The 15,328-nt window shown below is 71.9% G+C and carries 15 protein-coding genes; 10 read left to right on the top strand and 5 right to left on the bottom strand.

Features of this window, described 5'->3' with window-relative positions; translation table 11 throughout:
* Positions 1–17 precede the first annotated feature (17 nt).
* Together glp and galU are read right to left on the bottom strand one after the other, a co-directional pair.
* Complete coding sequence (gene glp, locus ACIRNI_RS08140) at positions 18–1,328, bottom strand: gephyrin-like molybdotransferase Glp (protein ID WP_403549403.1); 1,311 nt, start codon at positions 1,326–1,328, stop codon at positions 18–20.
* Between the two features lie 3 nt (positions 1,329–1,331).
* Positions 1,332–2,234, bottom strand: coding sequence for a UTP--glucose-1-phosphate uridylyltransferase GalU (gene galU / locus ACIRNI_RS08135; RefSeq protein WP_403549401.1), 903 nt, complete (start codon positions 2,232–2,234; stop codon positions 1,332–1,334).
* A 94-nt stretch (positions 2,235–2,328) separates the two neighbouring features.
* Here galU and ACIRNI_RS08130 point away from each other — a divergent pair, with 94 nt between their 5' ends.
* Positions 2,329–2,940 (top strand): 5-formyltetrahydrofolate cyclo-ligase, encoded by a 612-nt coding sequence (locus ACIRNI_RS08130; protein WP_403549875.1) that lies wholly within the window; start codon positions 2,329–2,331, stop codon positions 2,938–2,940.
* A gap of 18 nt (positions 2,941–2,958) precedes the next feature.
* Here ACIRNI_RS08130 and ACIRNI_RS08125 read toward each other — a convergent pair whose 3' ends face one another.
* Positions 2,959–5,790, bottom strand: coding sequence for a penicillin acylase family protein (locus tag ACIRNI_RS08125; protein ID WP_403549399.1), 2,832 nt, complete (start codon positions 5,788–5,790; stop codon positions 2,959–2,961).
* A gap of 286 nt (positions 5,791–6,076) precedes the next feature.
* Here ACIRNI_RS08125 and ACIRNI_RS08120 point away from each other — a divergent pair, with 286 nt between their 5' ends.
* From ACIRNI_RS08120 to ACIRNI_RS08095, 6 genes are all read left to right on the top strand, one after another.
* Positions 6,077–7,564: a potassium/proton antiporter gene (locus ACIRNI_RS08120; protein WP_403549873.1), complete on the top strand. Its 1,488-nt coding sequence runs from the start codon at positions 6,077–6,079 to the stop codon at positions 7,562–7,564.
* A gap of 319 nt (positions 7,565–7,883) precedes the next feature.
* Positions 7,884–9,176, top strand: a complete 1,293-nt coding sequence (locus ACIRNI_RS08115; protein WP_403549397.1) for an MFS transporter — start codon at positions 7,884–7,886, stop codon at positions 9,174–9,176.
* Between the two features lie 69 nt (positions 9,177–9,245).
* Positions 9,246–9,569 carry an FmdB family zinc ribbon protein gene (locus tag ACIRNI_RS08110; RefSeq protein WP_403549395.1) on the top strand — a complete coding sequence of 108 codons (324 nt, stop codon included), beginning with the start codon at positions 9,246–9,248 and terminating at the stop codon, positions 9,567–9,569.
* A 97-nt stretch (positions 9,570–9,666) separates the two neighbouring features.
* Positions 9,667–10,518 carry an S-methyl-5'-thioadenosine phosphorylase gene (locus ACIRNI_RS08105; RefSeq protein WP_355353780.1) on the top strand — a complete coding sequence of 284 codons (852 nt, stop codon included), beginning with the start codon at positions 9,667–9,669 and terminating at the stop codon, positions 10,516–10,518.
* A gap of 144 nt (positions 10,519–10,662) precedes the next feature.
* Complete coding sequence (locus tag ACIRNI_RS08100) at positions 10,663–10,932, top strand: hypothetical protein (RefSeq protein WP_403549393.1); 270 nt, start codon at positions 10,663–10,665, stop codon at positions 10,930–10,932.
* A 62-nt stretch (positions 10,933–10,994) separates the two neighbouring features.
* Positions 10,995–11,504, top strand: coding sequence for an MscL family protein (locus tag ACIRNI_RS08095; RefSeq protein WP_403549391.1), 510 nt, complete (start codon positions 10,995–10,997; stop codon positions 11,502–11,504).
* Between the two features lie 115 nt (positions 11,505–11,619).
* Here ACIRNI_RS08095 and ACIRNI_RS08090 read toward each other — a convergent pair whose 3' ends face one another.
* Both ACIRNI_RS08090 and ACIRNI_RS08085 read right to left on the bottom strand, forming a co-directional pair.
* Positions 11,620–11,826, bottom strand: coding sequence for a hypothetical protein (locus tag ACIRNI_RS08090; protein WP_403549389.1), 207 nt, complete (start codon positions 11,824–11,826; stop codon positions 11,620–11,622).
* A gap of 63 nt (positions 11,827–11,889) precedes the next feature.
* Positions 11,890–12,081, bottom strand: coding sequence for a hypothetical protein (locus tag ACIRNI_RS08085; protein ID WP_403549386.1), 192 nt, complete (start codon positions 12,079–12,081; stop codon positions 11,890–11,892).
* A 108-nt stretch (positions 12,082–12,189) separates the two neighbouring features.
* Here ACIRNI_RS08085 and ACIRNI_RS08080 point away from each other — a divergent pair, with 108 nt between their 5' ends.
* The 3 genes from ACIRNI_RS08080 to ACIRNI_RS08070 all read left to right on the top strand — a co-directional run bounded on the left by ACIRNI_RS08080 (position 12,190) and on the right by ACIRNI_RS08070 (position 15,322).
* On the top strand, positions 12,190–13,368 hold the full coding sequence (locus tag ACIRNI_RS08080; RefSeq protein ID WP_403549384.1) for a low temperature requirement protein A: 1,179 nt from the start codon (positions 12,190–12,192) through the stop codon (positions 13,366–13,368).
* Positions 13,369–13,373: 5 nt separating this feature from the next.
* On the top strand, positions 13,374–14,420 hold the full coding sequence (locus tag ACIRNI_RS08075; RefSeq protein ID WP_403549382.1) for a P1 family peptidase: 1,047 nt from the start codon (positions 13,374–13,376) through the stop codon (positions 14,418–14,420).
* A 143-nt stretch (positions 14,421–14,563) separates the two neighbouring features.
* Complete coding sequence (locus ACIRNI_RS08070; protein ID WP_403549380.1) at positions 14,564–15,322, top strand: DUF6227 family protein; 759 nt, start codon at positions 14,564–14,566, stop codon at positions 15,320–15,322.
* The last annotated feature ends 6 nt before the right edge of the window (positions 15,323–15,328 follow it).

The following is a 15,328-nucleotide window of genomic DNA, read 5'->3' as shown; positions in this document are numbered from 1 at the left end:
CCGCCACACCCGTCCCGTCAGCCGATGAGGACCACTTCCAGCTCGGCGCCCGGCTCGACGGTGGTGGTGTCCTCCGGGACGACGAGCAGCGCGTCCGCGTGCGCGAGGGCGCCGATCAGGTGGGAGCCGGTGCCGCCCACGGGGGTGACGGTGCCCGCTTCGGCGTCGTACCGGCCGCGGAGGAACTGGCGCTTGCCGGACGGCGACGACAGCGGCTCGTCGGCGGCGAGGGCGGCCCGCACGCGGGGGCGGTGGACGTCCGGGCGGTCCGCCAGGCCCATGAGGGCGCGGATGGCGGGGCGGACGAACAGCTCGAAGGAGACGTACGAGGAGACCGGGTTGCCCGGCAGGGCGAGCAGCGGGGTGTGCTCGGGGCCGATGGAGCCGAAGCCCTGGGGCTTGCCCGGCTGCATGGCGAGCTTGCGGAAGTCGATGCCGCTGCCCGGCTCGTCCTGGTCGCCGACGGAGGACAGGGCCTCCTTGACGACGTCGTACGCGCCGACGCTGACGCCACCGGTGGTGACCAGCAGATCGGCGCGGATCAGCTGGTCCTCGATGGTGGCGCGGAGCGTCTCGGCGTCGTCGGTGACGGCGCCGACCCGGTACGCGATGGCCCCGGCGTCGCGCGCGGCGGCGGCCAGCACGAAGCTGTTGGAGTCGTAGATCCGGCCGGGGCCGAGCTCCTCGCCCGGCTGGACCAGCTCGCTGCCGGTGGAGAGCACGACCACGCGCGGGCGGGGACGCACCCGCACGGTGCCGCGCCCGATGGCGGCGAGCAGGCCGATCTGCGGCGGCCCGAGGACCGTGCCCTCCTCCAGGGCGAGGTCGCCCGCCTGGACGTCGCTGCCCCGCGCGCGCACGTGGGCGCGGGGCTCGACCGGGCGGTGGACGCGGACCTCGCCGCTCGCGCCCTCGGGGGCGGCGCTCGCGGCGCGCATGGTGGTGGCGGGCGCGCCGCCGGTGCCGCCGTCGGTCCACTCGACCGGGACGACGGCCTCCGCGCCGGGCGGCAGCGGCGCGCCGGTCATGATGCGGGCGGCCTGGCCGGGGCCGACGGTGGGCAGTCCCCCGGTGCCCGCCGCGACGTCACCGATGACGGTGAGGACGGCCGGGAACTCCTCGCTGGCGCCGGTGACGTCCGCGACCCGTACCGCGTACCCGTCCATGGAGCTGTTGTCGAAGGGCGGCAGGGCGACGGGCACCATGACGTCCTCGACCAGGACACAGCCCTGGGCGTCGGGCAGCTGCAACTCGATGGGGTCGAGCGGGCGGATGGCGCCGAGGATGTCCTCCAGGTGGTCGTCCACCGACCAGGTCGTGCTGCTCAATCCCTACATCTCCTCGGTGACGTAACGCTGAAGCCAGGAACGGAAGTCCGGTCCCAGATCTTCACGTTCGCACGCGAGTCTGACAATCGCCCGCAGATAGTCGCCTCGGTCACCGGTGTCATAGCGGCGGCCCTTGAAGACCACGCCGTGGACGGGGCCGCCGATTTTCTCGTCGGCGACGAGCTTCTGGAGGGCGTCGGTGAGCTGGATCTCGCCGCCGCGGCCCGGCTCGGTCTCGCGGAGTATCCCGAAGACTGCCGGATCCAGGACGTAGCGGCCGATGATGGCGTAGTTGCTGGGCGCCTCGGCGGGGTCGGGCTTCTCGACCAGGTTGGTCACGCGGACGACGTCGGAGTCGCCGGTCGACTCGACGGCGGCGCAGCCGTAGAGGTGGATCTGGGAGGGCTCGACCTCCATGAGGGCGATGACGCTGCCGCCCTCGCGCTCCTGGATCTCGATCATGCGCTGGAGCAGCGGGTCGCGCGGGTCGATGAGGTCGTCGCCGAGGAGGACGGCGAAGGGCTGGTCGCCGACGTGCGGCGCGGCGCACAGGACGGCGTGGCCGAGGCCGCGCGGGTCGCCCTGGCGGACGTAGTGCATGGTGGCCAGGTCGTTGGACTCCCGGACCTTGCCCAGGCGCTCCTGGTCGCCCTTCTTGACGAGGGCTTCCTCGAGCTCGTAGTTGCGGTCGAAGTGGTCCTCGAGGGGCCGCTTGTTGCGGCCGGTGATCATCAGTACGTCGCAGAGGCCGGCACCCACGGCCTCCTCGACGACGTACTGGATGGCGGGCTTGTCGACCACAGGGAGCATCTCTTTGGGAGTGGCTTTCGTGGCCGGCAGGAACCGGGTGCCAAGGCCTGCGGCCGGGATGACAGCCTTGCTGATCCTGTGGTGCGACTGAGTCATGCGGAGCACCCTATCGGGTTGGTATGGGCAGAAGATTAGCGTCCGGTTAACTTCCCTCCCATAAAGGCGTATATGAGGGGTTTGAGAGTTCATGATGACCGGCGGCATGTCCGAAAAGACCGCTCTGCGGCGCCAACTGCTCGACGCGCGGACCCTTCTGACCAGTGAGGACGTCGAAAAAGCGGCCTCGGTTCTCGCCGAGCTGGCCCTCAAGCTGCCCGAGCTGCGCAGGGCCCGGACGGTTGCCGCATATGTGTCGGTGGGGAGCGAACCGGGCACGCGCGCGCTCCTCGACGCGCTGCGCGCCCGGGGCGTACGCGTCCTGCTGCCGGTGCTGCTGCCCGACAACGACCTCGACTGGGCCCCCTACGAGGGCCCTGAGCGGCTCGTGCGGGCCCGGCGCGGGCTCCTGGAGCCGTCGGGGCCGACCCTGGGCGTGGACGCCGTCCTGGAGGCCGACACGGTCCTGCTGCCGGGCCTCGCCGTCGACGCGCGGGGCATGCGCCTGGGGCGGGGCGGCGGTTCGTACGACCGGGTCCTGGCCCGCTTCGTACGGGCCGGGGAGGATCCGTACCTCGTGGTGCTGCTCTACGCGAACGAGGTGGTCGAGCGGGTCCCGGAGGAACCGCACGACCACCCCGTGCACGCGGTGGTGACCCCGGACGTCACGCTGCGGTTCAGGCCCTTCCGGGGCCTGATGGCGTGAGACGGCGCCGGTCGGCTTTTACGGCTTGAGCACCAGCCGGTCGACCGTCTTGGCGTCCACCGCCCGGTCGCTGTAGGCCCAGTCGAGCAGCTCGCCCCTGGCCCACATCTCCGTCTGGTCGGTGTAGTGCGCGTTGTAGGCGTGCCCGGAGGCGCCGGTCAGGTTGATCCAGCGGGATTTGTCCCAGTCGCCGACGTTCACCACCATCCGCATGGACGGGACCCAGACGACCTCGTAGCCGGCCGCGGCGTTCCAGCCGGTGGCGTTGACCGCCGCCTCACCGCCGGACAGGTTCCAGGGGCCCCGGTTCAGCAGGAACTGCAGGAAGCCCGGGCCCTCGGTACCGAGGGTCTGGTTCTTCAGGGTCAGCTGGTGCAGCCGGCCCCAGCTCCAGCTGCCGACGTCCTTGCCGAGCTTGGCCGTCAGCTCCCAGCGGGCGTCGACCATGGCGCGCTTGAGCAGCTCGTCGCGGGTGTTGGTGCCCTCGTCGATGCGGCTGGCCGGCGACTGCCACCACCCGTTCTTCTCGTCCTTCAGAAGCGGGCGGACCACCTCGAACCAGCGGTCGCCGCCGTCCGGCTGGGCGGTGTCGCCGTCGCGCTGGCCGCACTCGCGCACGAGCTTGTTCTGCTCGTCGATGGGGCTGGTGGAGTCGGCCGGGCGCACATTGAGGCACTCTCCCTTGACCCGAAGCTCCTTGGGGAGCTTGTCGCCGAAGGCGAGCTTGAGGACGTTGCGCCAGACCGCGTTGAAGTACGCGGCCGCGCCCGAATCGGCGTCCTGGGTGTAGTCCCAGCCCTCCAGGAGCTTCTGGGCCTCACGGACGTACGGGTCCGAGATGTCGATCTTGAGCAGGTAGGGCGTCAGCATCTCGGCGATCTCGCTGCTGTTGTCCATCTGCATGGTGCGCATGTCGTCGGTCGAGATCTTGCCGCCGTCCTTGATCTTCGACTCGATGAGGTCGTTGATCCGCTGGCTGCGCGAGCCGGCGCCCCAGTCCTTGGTGAGCAGATGCGGATACTTCTCCGCGTCGATCACGGCCTGGTTGGCGGTCACGATGTAGCCGCGGTCCGGGTTCTCCTCGTACGGGAGCTCCTCGAACGGGACCGGGTCCTTCTTCCACTGGTACTTCGGGTCCCAGCCGGGCGCGGGCATCGTGCCGTCGTGGCCCTCGGCGCGGACGGGGATCCTTCCGGGTGCCTGGTAGCCGATGTGGCCCTCGGCGCCCTTGGCGTCGGCGTAGATGAGGTTCTGCGACGGCACCTCGAAGTCGCGGGCGGCCTCGCGGAACTCCTTGAAGTCCTTGGCGCGGTTCAGCTTGAACACGGCGTCCATGGACTTGCCCGGGTCCAGGGCGGTCCACCGGAGGGAGACCGCGTACCCGTCGCCGCGGTCCGGGGCCGAGGCGGTCACGGGGGCCTTCTCGCCGACCTTCTCCAGCTCGTTGCTGCGGTCGGAGACCAGGGGGCCGTTGTTGGTCGTCCGGACGGTGATGGTCCGACTGCCGCCGCCCGCGATCTTGATCGTCTCCTCGCGGGTGGTGAAGGGCACTTCCTTGCCGCCGTACTGGTAGCCCCGGTCGGAGACCTTCTGGAGGTAGAGGTCGCTGACGTCGGCGCCCAGGTTGGTGAAGCCCCAGGCGATGTCCTGGTTGTGACCGATTATCACACCGGGCATACCGGAGAAGGTGTACCCGGCGACGTTGTAACGGCACTTGTCGGACACCTCGCGACAGTGCAGCCCCATCTGGTACCAGAGGGACGGCAGCTGGGGCGCCAGGTGCGGGTCGTTGGCCAGGAGCGGCTTCCCGGTGGTCGTGTACTTCCCGGAGACGACCCAGGAGTTGGATCCGATGCCGTTGCCGTTGGGGCCGAGGAGCGCCGGAATCTCCTCCAGGGACGCGGACAGCGAGGACAGCTGCGCCTGGAAGCCCTCAGCGGCCCCCTGAGGCGTGCTCGCGCCCCCGCCGGCACCCGAGGCGCCGGAGCCGTCCGCGGAGGCCCCGGAGGTGCCCTCGGAGCCCGCCGTGCCGGTGTCGCCAGTACCCGTGTTCGCGTCCGCATCCGCGTCGGACGGCTTGGCGGACGGGTCGAACTCGCCCTTGGCGGCGTCCACCCCACCCTTGTCCACGATCGGCCGGTGCAGGTCGTACGGGTACGCCGGGTAGAGGTCCTTGATCTGCTTCTCGCTGAGCCGGCTGGTCATCAGCGAACGGTCGATCTCCTCCTGCATGTTGCCGCGCAGGTCCCACGCCATCGCCTTGAGCCACGCGACGGAGTCGACCGGCGTCCAGGGCTCGATGGCGTAGTCGTTGTCGAAGGCGAGGGCGGCGTACTCGACGGAGATGTCACGGCCCTCCTTGCCCTTCAGGTAGGCGTTGACGCCGTCCGCGTACGCCTGGAGGTACTTCTTGGTCTCCGGCGACAGCTTGGTGCGGTACTCCTCCTCCGCCACCCGGTGCCAGCCGAGCGTGCGCAGGAAGGCGTCCGTGTCGACCTGGCCCTTGCCGAACATCTCGGAGAGCCGGCCGGACGTCATGTGGCGGCGTACGTCCATCTCCCAGAACCGGTCCTGCGCGTGGACGTACCCCTGCGCGCGGAACAGGTCCTCGTCGGTGGAGGCGTAGAGCTGGGGAACGCCGTGTCCGTCGCGTTTGACGTCGACGGGGGCGCTCAGCCCTTCGAGGTCGATGGTGCCGCTGGTCTGCGGGAAGGGGGCACGCACCGTACTGACGGTCCAGTAGGCCCCGTAACCGACGCCCGCGACCAGCGCCAGCACCAGAGCGAACACGAGCAGGCGGGCGCGTCGCCCCTTCTTCTTGGTGGAAGCGGCGGTGGTGTTGGCGGGCATCGCTGTCCTTCGAGGCGCAGGCTGGTCCTGGTGTGCTGGGAGCAACCATAGGCGCAGCGCTCGCCGGGCCCGGACGCGGTGTCAGTACGGGGCCGTCCCAGGGGGTCTCGGCAGGCCCCTTGCGGCCCCCGGCAGCACCCGGAGGCGGTGCTCCGCGGGCGCTCCGCCGGTGCTCCGCAGATGGAGGAGGAGTCAAGAAAACGTTAAAGATTAGGTAAGGTAACGAAGTAACCGGCGGCTGGAGCGACGAAACGGTCCGGCGCGTGCGTGAGGGAAGGATCGGCCACTGACTGTCCACCAGCTCAACGAACTCCTGCTCGTCTGCTCGCTCGTCCTGCTCATCGCCGTCGCGGCGGTGCGCATCTCGTCCCGCAGCGGGCTGCCCAGCCTGCTCCTGTACCTGGGGATCGGCATCGCCATCGGCCAGGACGGCATCGGCGGCGTCCACTTCGACAACGCCGGCCTGACCCAGGTGATCGGCTACGCCGCCCTCGTGGTGATCCTGGCCGAGGGCGGCCTGGGCACGAAGTGGCGGGAGATCCGGCCCGCCCTGCCGGCGGCGGCGGTGCTGTCGACCGTCGGCGTCGCGGTGAGCGTGGGCGTCACCGCCGCGGGGGCGCACTACCTGGTCGGCCTGGACTGGCGGCAGGCGCTGATCATCGGCGCGGTCGTCTCCTCGACCGACGCCGCCGCCGTCTTCTCCGTGCTGCGCAAAGTGCCCCTCCCTTCGCGCGTGACCGGCGTCCTGGAGGCGGAGTCCGGCTTCAACGACGCCCCCGTCGTCATCCTGGTGGTGGCCTTCTCCACGGCCGGCCCGGTCGACAGCTGGTACGTCCTGGTCGGCGAGATCGCCCTGGAGCTGGCCATCGGCGCCGCCATCGGCCTGACGGTGGCCTTCCTCGGGTCGTTCGGGCTGCGACACGTGGCCCTGCCCGCCTCCGGCCTGTACCCGATCGCCGTGATGGCGATCGCGGTGGTCGCGTACGCCGCCGGCGCCATGGCCCACGGCAGTGGCTTCCTCGCCGTCTACCTGGCCTCGGTGGTGCTGGGCAACGCGAAGCTCCCGCACGCGCCCGCGAACCGGGGCTTCGCCGAGGGACTGGGCTGGATCGCGCAGATCGGGATGTTCGTGCTGCTGGGGCTGCTGGTGACCCCGCACGAGCTGATCGACGACTTCTGGCCGGCGGTCGTCGTCGGACTGGTGCTGACCCTGGTGGCACGGCCGCTGTCGGTCGTCCTCAGCCTGGTGCCGTTCCGCCTGCCCTGGCAGGAGCGGGCCCTGCTCTCCTGGGCGGGCCTGCGCGGCGCCGTGCCCATCATCCTGGCGACCATCCCCATGGTGGCCGGGATCGAGGGCAGCGAGAAGATCTTCAACATCGTCTTCGTCCTCGTCGTGGTCTACACGCTGGTCCAGGGCCCGACGCTGCCCTGGCTCGCGAAGGCCCTGCGCCTGCGCGACTCCGGCGAGGCCGCCGACCTGGGCATCGAGTCCGCGCCCCTGGAGCGGCTGCGCGGACACCTGCTGTCGCTGTCCATCCCGGAAGCGTCCAAGATGCACGGCGTGGAGGTCGCGGAGCTGCGCCTGCCGCCGGGCGCCGCCGTCACCCTCGTCGTACGGGAGAGCAAGAGCTTCGTACCGTCGCCGTCCACCGTGCTGCGGCGGGGGGACGAGCTGCTGGTGGTGGCGACGGACCCGGTGCGGGACGCGGCGGAGCGGCGGCTGCGGGCGGTCGGGCAGGGCGGCAAGCTGGCCGGATGGCTGGGAACGGGCTGACCGGACGCGTTTGCCGACCGGTCACGATTCCCGTCCCCTGGCCGGTCGGCTGTTCATAGGTGAACAGAAGATGACGTCGGCAATTTCACAGGCGACACACGCCGCTCCCCCTGTATCATGAAGGCACACTGATCGACCGAACCAGATCGACCAACTCTGCCTGACGCAGAGCTGGCGCGACCGTATGGCGGCCGTGAAGCCCCTGAAGCAGCCTGAGGCTGCGGGCACCGGTATCTACCGCAGTTCCGCGCAAGAGGACAGCTCTCGGCGGCTCCCCACATCCCGGGGCGCGCCACCAGGCGGCAGAAAGGCACGGGCCGTGGCATCCACGGTCAACACCACTGACGCTGTCAAGCGTCCCGGCTACGGACAGCTCCTGCGCATCCCCGGCGCCTGGACGTTCCTGCTCCCCGGCTTCGCCGCGCGGCAGCCCTTCGCGATGCTGACCATCGGCATCGTCCTGCTCGTCCAGCACACCACCGGTTCGTACGGCAGCGCGGGTGCCGTCGCCGCCGTCACCGGTGTCTCCATGGCGCTGTTCGCGCCGCAGAGCGGCAAGCTCGCCGACCGCTTCGGCCAGCGCGCCGTCCTGGTCCCGGGCGTCCTCGTGCACGCCGCGTCCGTCTCCGTGCTGACGGCGCTGGCGCTCGCCGGCGCGCCCCTGTGGGCCCTGTTCGCCGCGGCCGTGCCGACCGGCGCCTCCGTGCCGCAGGTCGGGCCCATGGTGCGGGCCCGCTGGGCGGCGCGCCTGGAGGGCTCGCCCCTCATGTCGACGGCGGCGGCCTTCGAGTCCGTCACCGACGAGTTCACCTTCGTCGTGGGCCCGGTCCTCGCGACCGCGCTGTGCACCGGCGTCCACCCCGCGGCCGGTCTGATCGCCGAGGCGTCGCTGACGCTCGTCGGCGGCCTCCTCTTCGCCGCCCAGCGGCGCACCCAGCCGGCGTTCGGCCTGGAGGCCGATCTCTCCGGCGGCCAGGCACGCGGCGAGCGGGCCTCGGCCCTGTCCATTCCCGGCATCCGGGTGCTGGCGGTCGCCTTCCTCGGCATCGGTTCGGTCTTCGGCGGAATGCAGGTCTCGCTGACCGCGTTCACGGAGGAGATCGGGAACCCCGGCGTCAACGGCGTGCTGTACGGGCTCTTCGCCGCGGGCAACATGCTGGCCGGCCTCGCGGTCGGCGCGATCGCCTGGAAGACCGGGCCCCGCCGCCGGCTGATCCTCGGCTACGCGGCGCTGACCGTGACCGCCTCCCTGCTGTGGACGGCGCACTCGGTGGTGCTGCTCGGCGCCCTCGGCCTGATCGTCGGCCTGTGCATCGCGCCCGCGCTGATCACCGGCTACACGCTGGTCGAGTCGCTGGTGCCGGCCTCGGCCCGTACCGAGGCGTTCACCTGGCTGACCGGCGCCGTGGCGCTGGGCCAGGCGGCGGCCGTGACGGTGGCCGGCCGGCTCGCGGACGGCTACGGCGCGAGCACCGGTTTCCTGGTGCCGCTGGCCGGTACGGCGCTGGCGCTGGCCACCCTGGTGGCACTCCGGTCGCGGCTGGCGCCGCGCGCCGCGAGCCTCACCGTGGCACGTGGCGTCGGTCACCGAGTGCCGGTGACGGTGGACTGATCCCGCGGAATGCGTCACTATTGACTCTCGTTAGCACTCAATGAGTGAGAGTGCCAGGAGGAAGACACAGTGCCGACCTACCAGTACCAGTGCACCGAGTGCGGCGAGGGCCTCGAGGCGGTGCAGAAGTTCACCGATGACGCGCTGACCGAGTGCCCCGGCTGCCAGGGACGCCTGAAGAAGGTGTTCTCGGCCGTCGGCATCGTCTTCAAGGGCTCCGGCTTCTACCGCAACGACAGCCGTGGCGCGTCGTCGAGCAGCTCGCCCGCGTCGTCGTCCACGTCCTCTTCGGGGAAGGGCTCGTCCTCGGACGCGAAGCCTGCCGCGTCGAGCGCCTCGACCTCGTCGAGCTCGTCCAGCACGTCGAGCGGGAGCACCAGCTCCGCCGCCTGATCCTCCTCCTTCCCACGCATCACGCGCGCTTTCCGGGGACCCCGCCGTTTCGTACGGCGGGGTCCCCGGCGTTCGGGCCCGCGGCTAGGGTGACCGCATGGCGAACGCGAACGCGGAGATCCGCGCTGAGATCGGCGTGATCGGTGGCTCGGGCTTCTACTCCTTCCTGGAGGACGTCACCGAGGTCGAGGTCACCACTCCCTACGGGAGCCCGAGCGACTCGTTGTTCTTCGGCGAACTGGCCGGTCGGCGCGTCGTGTTCCTGCCACGACACGGCCGCGGTCACCACCTGCCGCCGCACCGCATCAACTACCGCGCCAACCTCTGGGCTCTGCGGTCCGTCGGCGTACGCCAGGTGCTGGGCCCGTGCGCGGTGGGCGGGCTGCGCCCGGAGTACGGACCGGGGACCCTGCTCGTACCGGACCAGCTGGTGGACCGTACGAAGGCGCGGACGCAGACGTACTTCGACGGTGAGCCGCTGCCCGACGGCAGCGTGCCGAACGTCGTGCACACCACCTTCGCCGACCCGTACTGCCCCGAGGGGCGCAAGGTGGCGCTGGCGGCGGCGGACGGCCGCGGGTGGCAGGCGGTGGACGGCGGAACCATGGTCGTCATAGAAGGCCCCCGCTTCTCGACCCGGGCCGAGTCGCGGATGCACGCGGCGCTGGGCTGGTCGGTGGTGGGGATGACGGGGCACCCCGAAGCGGTGCTCGCCCGCGAGCTGGCACTCTGCTACACGTCGATGGCGCTGGTCACGGACCTGGACGCGGGCGCGGAGACGGGCGAGGGCGTCTCGCACACCGAGGTGCTGCGGGTGTTCGGCGAGAACGTCGGGCGGCTGCGGGAGGTGCTCTTCGACGCGGTGGCGGCGCTGCCGGAGACGGAGAGCCGGTCGTGCCTGTGCACGCGGGCGCACGACGGGTGGGATCTCGGCATCGAGCTGCCGTAGTCCCCTCGGGGGGCTGTGTTTTCCACAAGCCCGGGGTTGTCCACAGGCTCAAGCGGGATCGGTGAGGACGCGGGATCGTGAGGGCGTCGGCGGAACGCCGCCGGATCTCCTCACGACTCTCCTCACGACCACGGGTGGTGCCCCATGTCCGTCCTCCCTTCCCCTTCCTCTGCCCCCTCCGCCTCCGCCTCCCCCTCCCACTCGCCCGTCCCGGAGCTCTGCGGCGTGCCGCCCTTCGCGCCGCTGCGGGTGCGGGGCGGCCGGCACCGCCTCCGCCGGGCCGTGCGGCGCAGGCGACGGGCCATGGCCGCCGGGCTGGTGGTGACGGCCGCGGCACTGGCGGCTTCGGACGCGGTCACGGCTCCGGAGGGGAAGGCGGTGTGCGCCGATGCGTACCGGCTCGGCTCGCACTGAGTTCCTGGGTCATCGCCTGTCCGTGTGTACGGACTGGACGGTTACGCACGGTACCCGGCGTAATGGCTGGGCCAACCGCACATCCGACGAAGGGCACCGTGGTGAGCCAGGAGAAGAAGCAGAGCCTGCTGGAGGGCTTCAAGGCCTTCCTGATGCGGGGCAACGTGATCGACCTGGCGGTCGCGGTGGTGATCGGCGCCGCGTTCACCAATGTCGTCAACTCGGTGGTGCGGGGCGTGATCAACCCGATCGTCGGCGCCTTCGGCACCAAGGACCTGGAGAGCTACCAGTCCTGCCTGAAGGGCCCGTGCCGGGTGAACGCGAGCGGGGACATCGTCAGCGGCATCCCCATCCTGTGGGGCTCGGTGCTCAGCGCCACGCTGAGCTTCCTGATCACGGCCGCGGTCGTGTACTTCCTGATGGTGCTGCCCATGGCCAAGTACCTGGCCCGGCGGGCGGCGCTGCAGAAGGAGAAGGCGGGCGTCAAGGAGACCCTGGAGGTCACCGAGCTGGAGGTGCTCAAGCAGATCCGCGACGCGCTCGTCGCCCAGCGGGGCGGGCAGAGCGGCTAGGACGTCTCCGGACGGACACCTCGCGGCGGCCGGACGCACCGCAGCGGCCGGACGCACCGCAGCCCGCGGCCGGGGCCGCTCGGGTCCCGGCCCGGGTGTCGGCTCGGGCGCCGGCTCACATGTGGTGCGGCGGCTTCTCGTCGATGAAGCGCGCCAGATCGGCGGCGCCGTCACCCTCAGGAGTCCGCTCACCCCAACCACGGTCCGTGTCGTCCGCGGACTGCTGGTCGAGCGGATCGTCGAAGTCCAGCGCCGGCTTCTTCTTCGACGGCGCCGGCTCGGGCTTCGCAGCTCGCGGGCCGGGGGTGGGGGCGGTGCTCATACTCCCAGCGTACGCCGGTGCGGACGCCGTGCGGAGGGGGCCCGCCCGGTCCCGGGTCCCCGTCTACTCGGTGGGCGCGGGCGGTTCCGCGGGTCCGGGGTCGCCGGTGGGCGCGGGCGGCTCTCCGGGCGCCGGGTCGCCGGTCGGGGCGGGCTGGTCCTCCGGTTCGTCCTGCCGGCCTGGCTCGCCCGGCGCGGGCTCTTCGGGTGCTCCGGGCTCGGCGGGCTGCGGGATGTCGCGTGGTGGGGTGGGCACGCGGTCACCGTAGGGGGAGCACCCGGGCTTCGCCCGTTGTGGGGACTTTGCGGGTGACGGCGTACCACGGTCGGCGTCCGCGCCCACGCGCTCTGCTGTGGTGGGGCGATGACCTCCACTCCCCGCATGCGGCCCGTGCGGCCCCTGGTGTCGCGCCGTCGCGACGAGGCGCACCGTGCCGCCACGCTCCTCGAGCTGTTCTTCGACCTGTGCTTCGTCGTGGCGGTGGCCCAAGCCGGGGCGCAGCTGGTGCACGCCGTCGCCGAGGGGCACGCCGGGGAGGGGCTCGTCAGCTACGTGATGGTGTTCTTCGCCATCTGGTGGGCGTGGATGAACTTCACGTGGTTCGCGTCGGCGTACGACAACGACGACGCGCTGTACCGGACCGTGACGCTCGTCCAGATCGCCGGTGTCCTCATCCTCGCCGCCGGGGTGGCGCGCGCCTTCGAGGAGCACGAGTTCCTGGTGGTATGGCTGGGGTACGTGGTGATGCGGCTCGCGCTGGCCTCGCAGTGGCTGCGGGCCGCCCGGGGTGCTTCCGGGGCCGAGCGGACCATGGCGCTGCGGTACGCGGGCGGGGTGGCGGCCTGCCAGGTGGGGTGGACGGCGCTGCTGTTCGTGCCGGAGGGGTTCAGGCCGTGGGTGTTCCTGGTGATGGCGCTCGCCGAGATGGCCGTACCGCCGCTCGCCGAGCGGGACTTCGCGAGCAGCTGGCACGCGCACCACATCGCGGAGCGGTACGGGCTGTTCACGATCATCGTGCTCGGCGAGACGATCGCCGCCGCGACGGTCGGGGTCAAGACGGGGGTGGAGGAGAACGACGCGCTGGGCGAGCTGCTGCCCATCGCCGCCGGCGGGCTGCTGCTGATCTTCGCCGCGTGGTGGGTGTACTTCGTGGTTCCGGCCGATCGCCGTCTGCGCTCCAACCGCGAGGCGTTCCTGTGGGGGTACGGCCACTACGGGATCTCCGCGTCGGCGGCGGCGATCGGCGCGGGCATCGAGGTCGCCGTCGAGCAGGCGGTCGGAAAGGCGCACGTGTCGGACATCGCCGCCGCGGCCGCCGTGACACTGCCCTCCGCGCTGTTCCTGCTGCTCGTCTGGGCCCTGCACGCCCGCTACTTCAAGGTGGGTATCGCCCAGCAGCTCGTGCTGCCGAGCGCGGCGCTGGCGATCCTGCTCTGTACGTTCGCGGGGCGCTGGGCCGTCCTCGCGGCCGGGCTGGTCGCGGCGGCGGCGGTGGCGAGCGGGGTGACCCTCACCTGGCGGACGGCCGCGCGTGGTACGTAGGGGGGATGGCAACCAATGACGCACTGACCGATGTCGCCGGGCTCCGCGTCGGGCACGCGCGCGTCGCGGGTGACCGCGCGCTGAGCGGCACCACCGTCGTCCTGGCGCCCGAGGGCGGGGTCGTCGCGGCCGTCGACGTGCGGGGCGGAGGCCCCGGCACCCGGGAGACGGACGCGCTCGACCCGCGCAATGTGGTCCAGCGCATCGAGGCGGTGGTCCTGACCGGCGGCAGCGCGTACGGGCTGGAGTCGGCGGCCGGGGTGATGGCCTGGCTGGAGGAGCGGGGCCGCGGCGTGCGGGTGGGTCCCGGCCCGACGCACGTGGTGCCGGTCGTGCCGGCGGCGTGCGTGTTCGACCTCGGCCGGGGCGGCGACTTCGCCGCGCGCCCCGACGCCTCGACGGGGCGCGCGGCCGTGGAGGCGGCGGCCGCGACCGCCGAGCGGGCCCCGGTGGAGTGCGGTGCGGTGGGCGCCGGGACGGGCGCGGTGGTCGGCGCCATGAAGGGCGGTGTCGGCACGGCGAGCACCGTTCTGGACTCCGGTGTCACCGTCGCCGCGCTGGTGGTGGCCAACGCGGTCGGCTCGGCCGTCGATCCCGCCACGGGCGTGCTGTACGGGCGGTACGGCGACGGGACGCGGCCCGCGTTCCCGGATCCGGGGGTGCACGAGGCGGCGCTGCGCCGCCTCGCCGCGGCGCGGGAGCGCAGCGGGGGCCCGCCGCCGCTGAACACCACCCTCGCCGTCGTCGCCACGGACGCCGACCTGACGCGCGCCCAGGCGCACAAGCTCGCCGGTACGGCGCACGACGGCATCGCGCGCGCCGTCAGGCCCGTGCACCTGCTCAATGACGGCGACACGGTCTTCGCCCTCACGACCGGCGCGCGCCCGCTCACGGAACCGGCGCGTGCAGCGCATCCGCTGGCGCTCAACGAGGTGCTGGCGGCCGGGGCGTCCGTCGTGACCAGGGCGATCGTGCGGGCGGTGGAGGCCGCCGGGTCGGTGTCGGGGCCGGGTGGCGACTTTCCGTCGTACCGCGAGCTGTACGGGGGCTGACCGGCGGGCGGCCAGGGCGGTGAGGGGGCGCGGGAACCGGTCACGTGCGCCCTTCGTTTTGCCGAAGCCGGTCGCGTTGTCCGACCCAGGCACTACCTTAAGCAAGCATCAAGTGACACGCGGCGACGGCCTGGAGTCCCATCTTGAACGTTCCGAACGATCCTTACGAAACGCCGGAGACCCACCTCGAGCGTCTCCTGGGTCGGGCGCTCAACTCCTTCGAGCTGCCCGATGCCCTGGTCGAGCGCCTGGACTCGGCGCTGGCCCACGCCAGTTCGCTGCACTCGTCGCACTACAGCGCGCGGCTGCACCGGGCGACGTACCGGCATACGTACCTGCTGGCGGACGGTTCGTCGCTGACCCTGTGGGAGCTGGTGCACAACAGCGGACGGGACGGCGCCGACCACCACGAGCTGTACACGGAGGAGTCGGACGTCCGGCTCGCCGCGTCCCGCCTGCACGGCGGCGCCGCCGGTGCCTTCCCGGACCCCGCGGACGACGGCCTGGAGCTGGAGTTCGACATGGACGTGCTGGGCGCGCTGATGTCCGACCCCCTGGCGGCCTCGGCTCCGCTGTACGAACCGGACGACTCCGCCGACCACGCGCGCCGGGTGCTGCGCCGCGCGGAGAACGCCGACCGGCCGGGCCGCGAGGTCGCGGCGCGGCTGCGCGGCGCGTTCGCGCACCACATCAGGCAGGTGTTCGGCCGCCAGTGCAGCGTCGCGGGCCGTGAGGCGGGGTTCACGCTGTACGAGCACGGGTTCCTGCTGCTGGACGGCACCGAGATGAGCGTGTGGGAGGTGGAGCACACGGCGACGCCGGACGGCCGCCACATGTGCGAGGTGTACGAGGACGAGCGCACCGCGCGCGAGGCGATGGAGCACCGCGCGCGGGTGCGCTGACGCCGA

Source organism: Streptomyces sp. NPDC093546 (assembly GCF_044765045.1).
Classification (GTDB): Bacteria; Actinomycetota; Actinomycetes; order Streptomycetales; family Streptomycetaceae; genus Streptomyces.
Note: the sequence above shows the minus strand (reverse complement) of the source record. Positions and strands in the feature narration are given on the sequence as shown.

Excerpts from the sequence above, each read along its gene's own strand:
- galU (WP_403549401.1), bottom strand. The coding sequence starts at position 2,234 with ATGACTCAGTCGCACCACAGGATCAGCAAGGCTGTCATCCCGGCCGCA.
- ACIRNI_RS08130 (WP_403549875.1), top strand. The coding sequence starts at position 2,329 with ATGACCGGCGGCATGTCCGAAAAGACCGCTCTGCGGCGCCAACTGCTC.
- ACIRNI_RS08125 (WP_403549399.1), bottom strand. The coding sequence starts at position 5,790 with ATGCCCGCCAACACCACCGCCGCTTCCACCAAGAAGAAGGGGCGACGC.
- ACIRNI_RS08105 (WP_355353780.1), top strand. The coding sequence starts at position 9,667 with ATGGCGAACGCGAACGCGGAGATCCGCGCTGAGATCGGCGTGATCGGT.
- ACIRNI_RS08100 (WP_403549393.1), top strand. The coding sequence starts at position 10,663 with ATGTCCGTCCTCCCTTCCCCTTCCTCTGCCCCCTCCGCCTCCGCCTCC.
- ACIRNI_RS08095 (WP_403549391.1), top strand. The coding sequence starts at position 10,995 with ATGGCTGGGCCAACCGCACATCCGACGAAGGGCACCGTGGTGAGCCAG.
- ACIRNI_RS08090 (WP_403549389.1), bottom strand. The coding sequence starts at position 11,826 with ATGAGCACCGCCCCCACCCCCGGCCCGCGAGCTGCGAAGCCCGAGCCG.
- ACIRNI_RS08080 (WP_403549384.1), top strand. The coding sequence starts at position 12,190 with ATGACCTCCACTCCCCGCATGCGGCCCGTGCGGCCCCTGGTGTCGCGC.
- ACIRNI_RS08075 (WP_403549382.1), top strand. The coding sequence starts at position 13,374 with ATGGCAACCAATGACGCACTGACCGATGTCGCCGGGCTCCGCGTCGGG.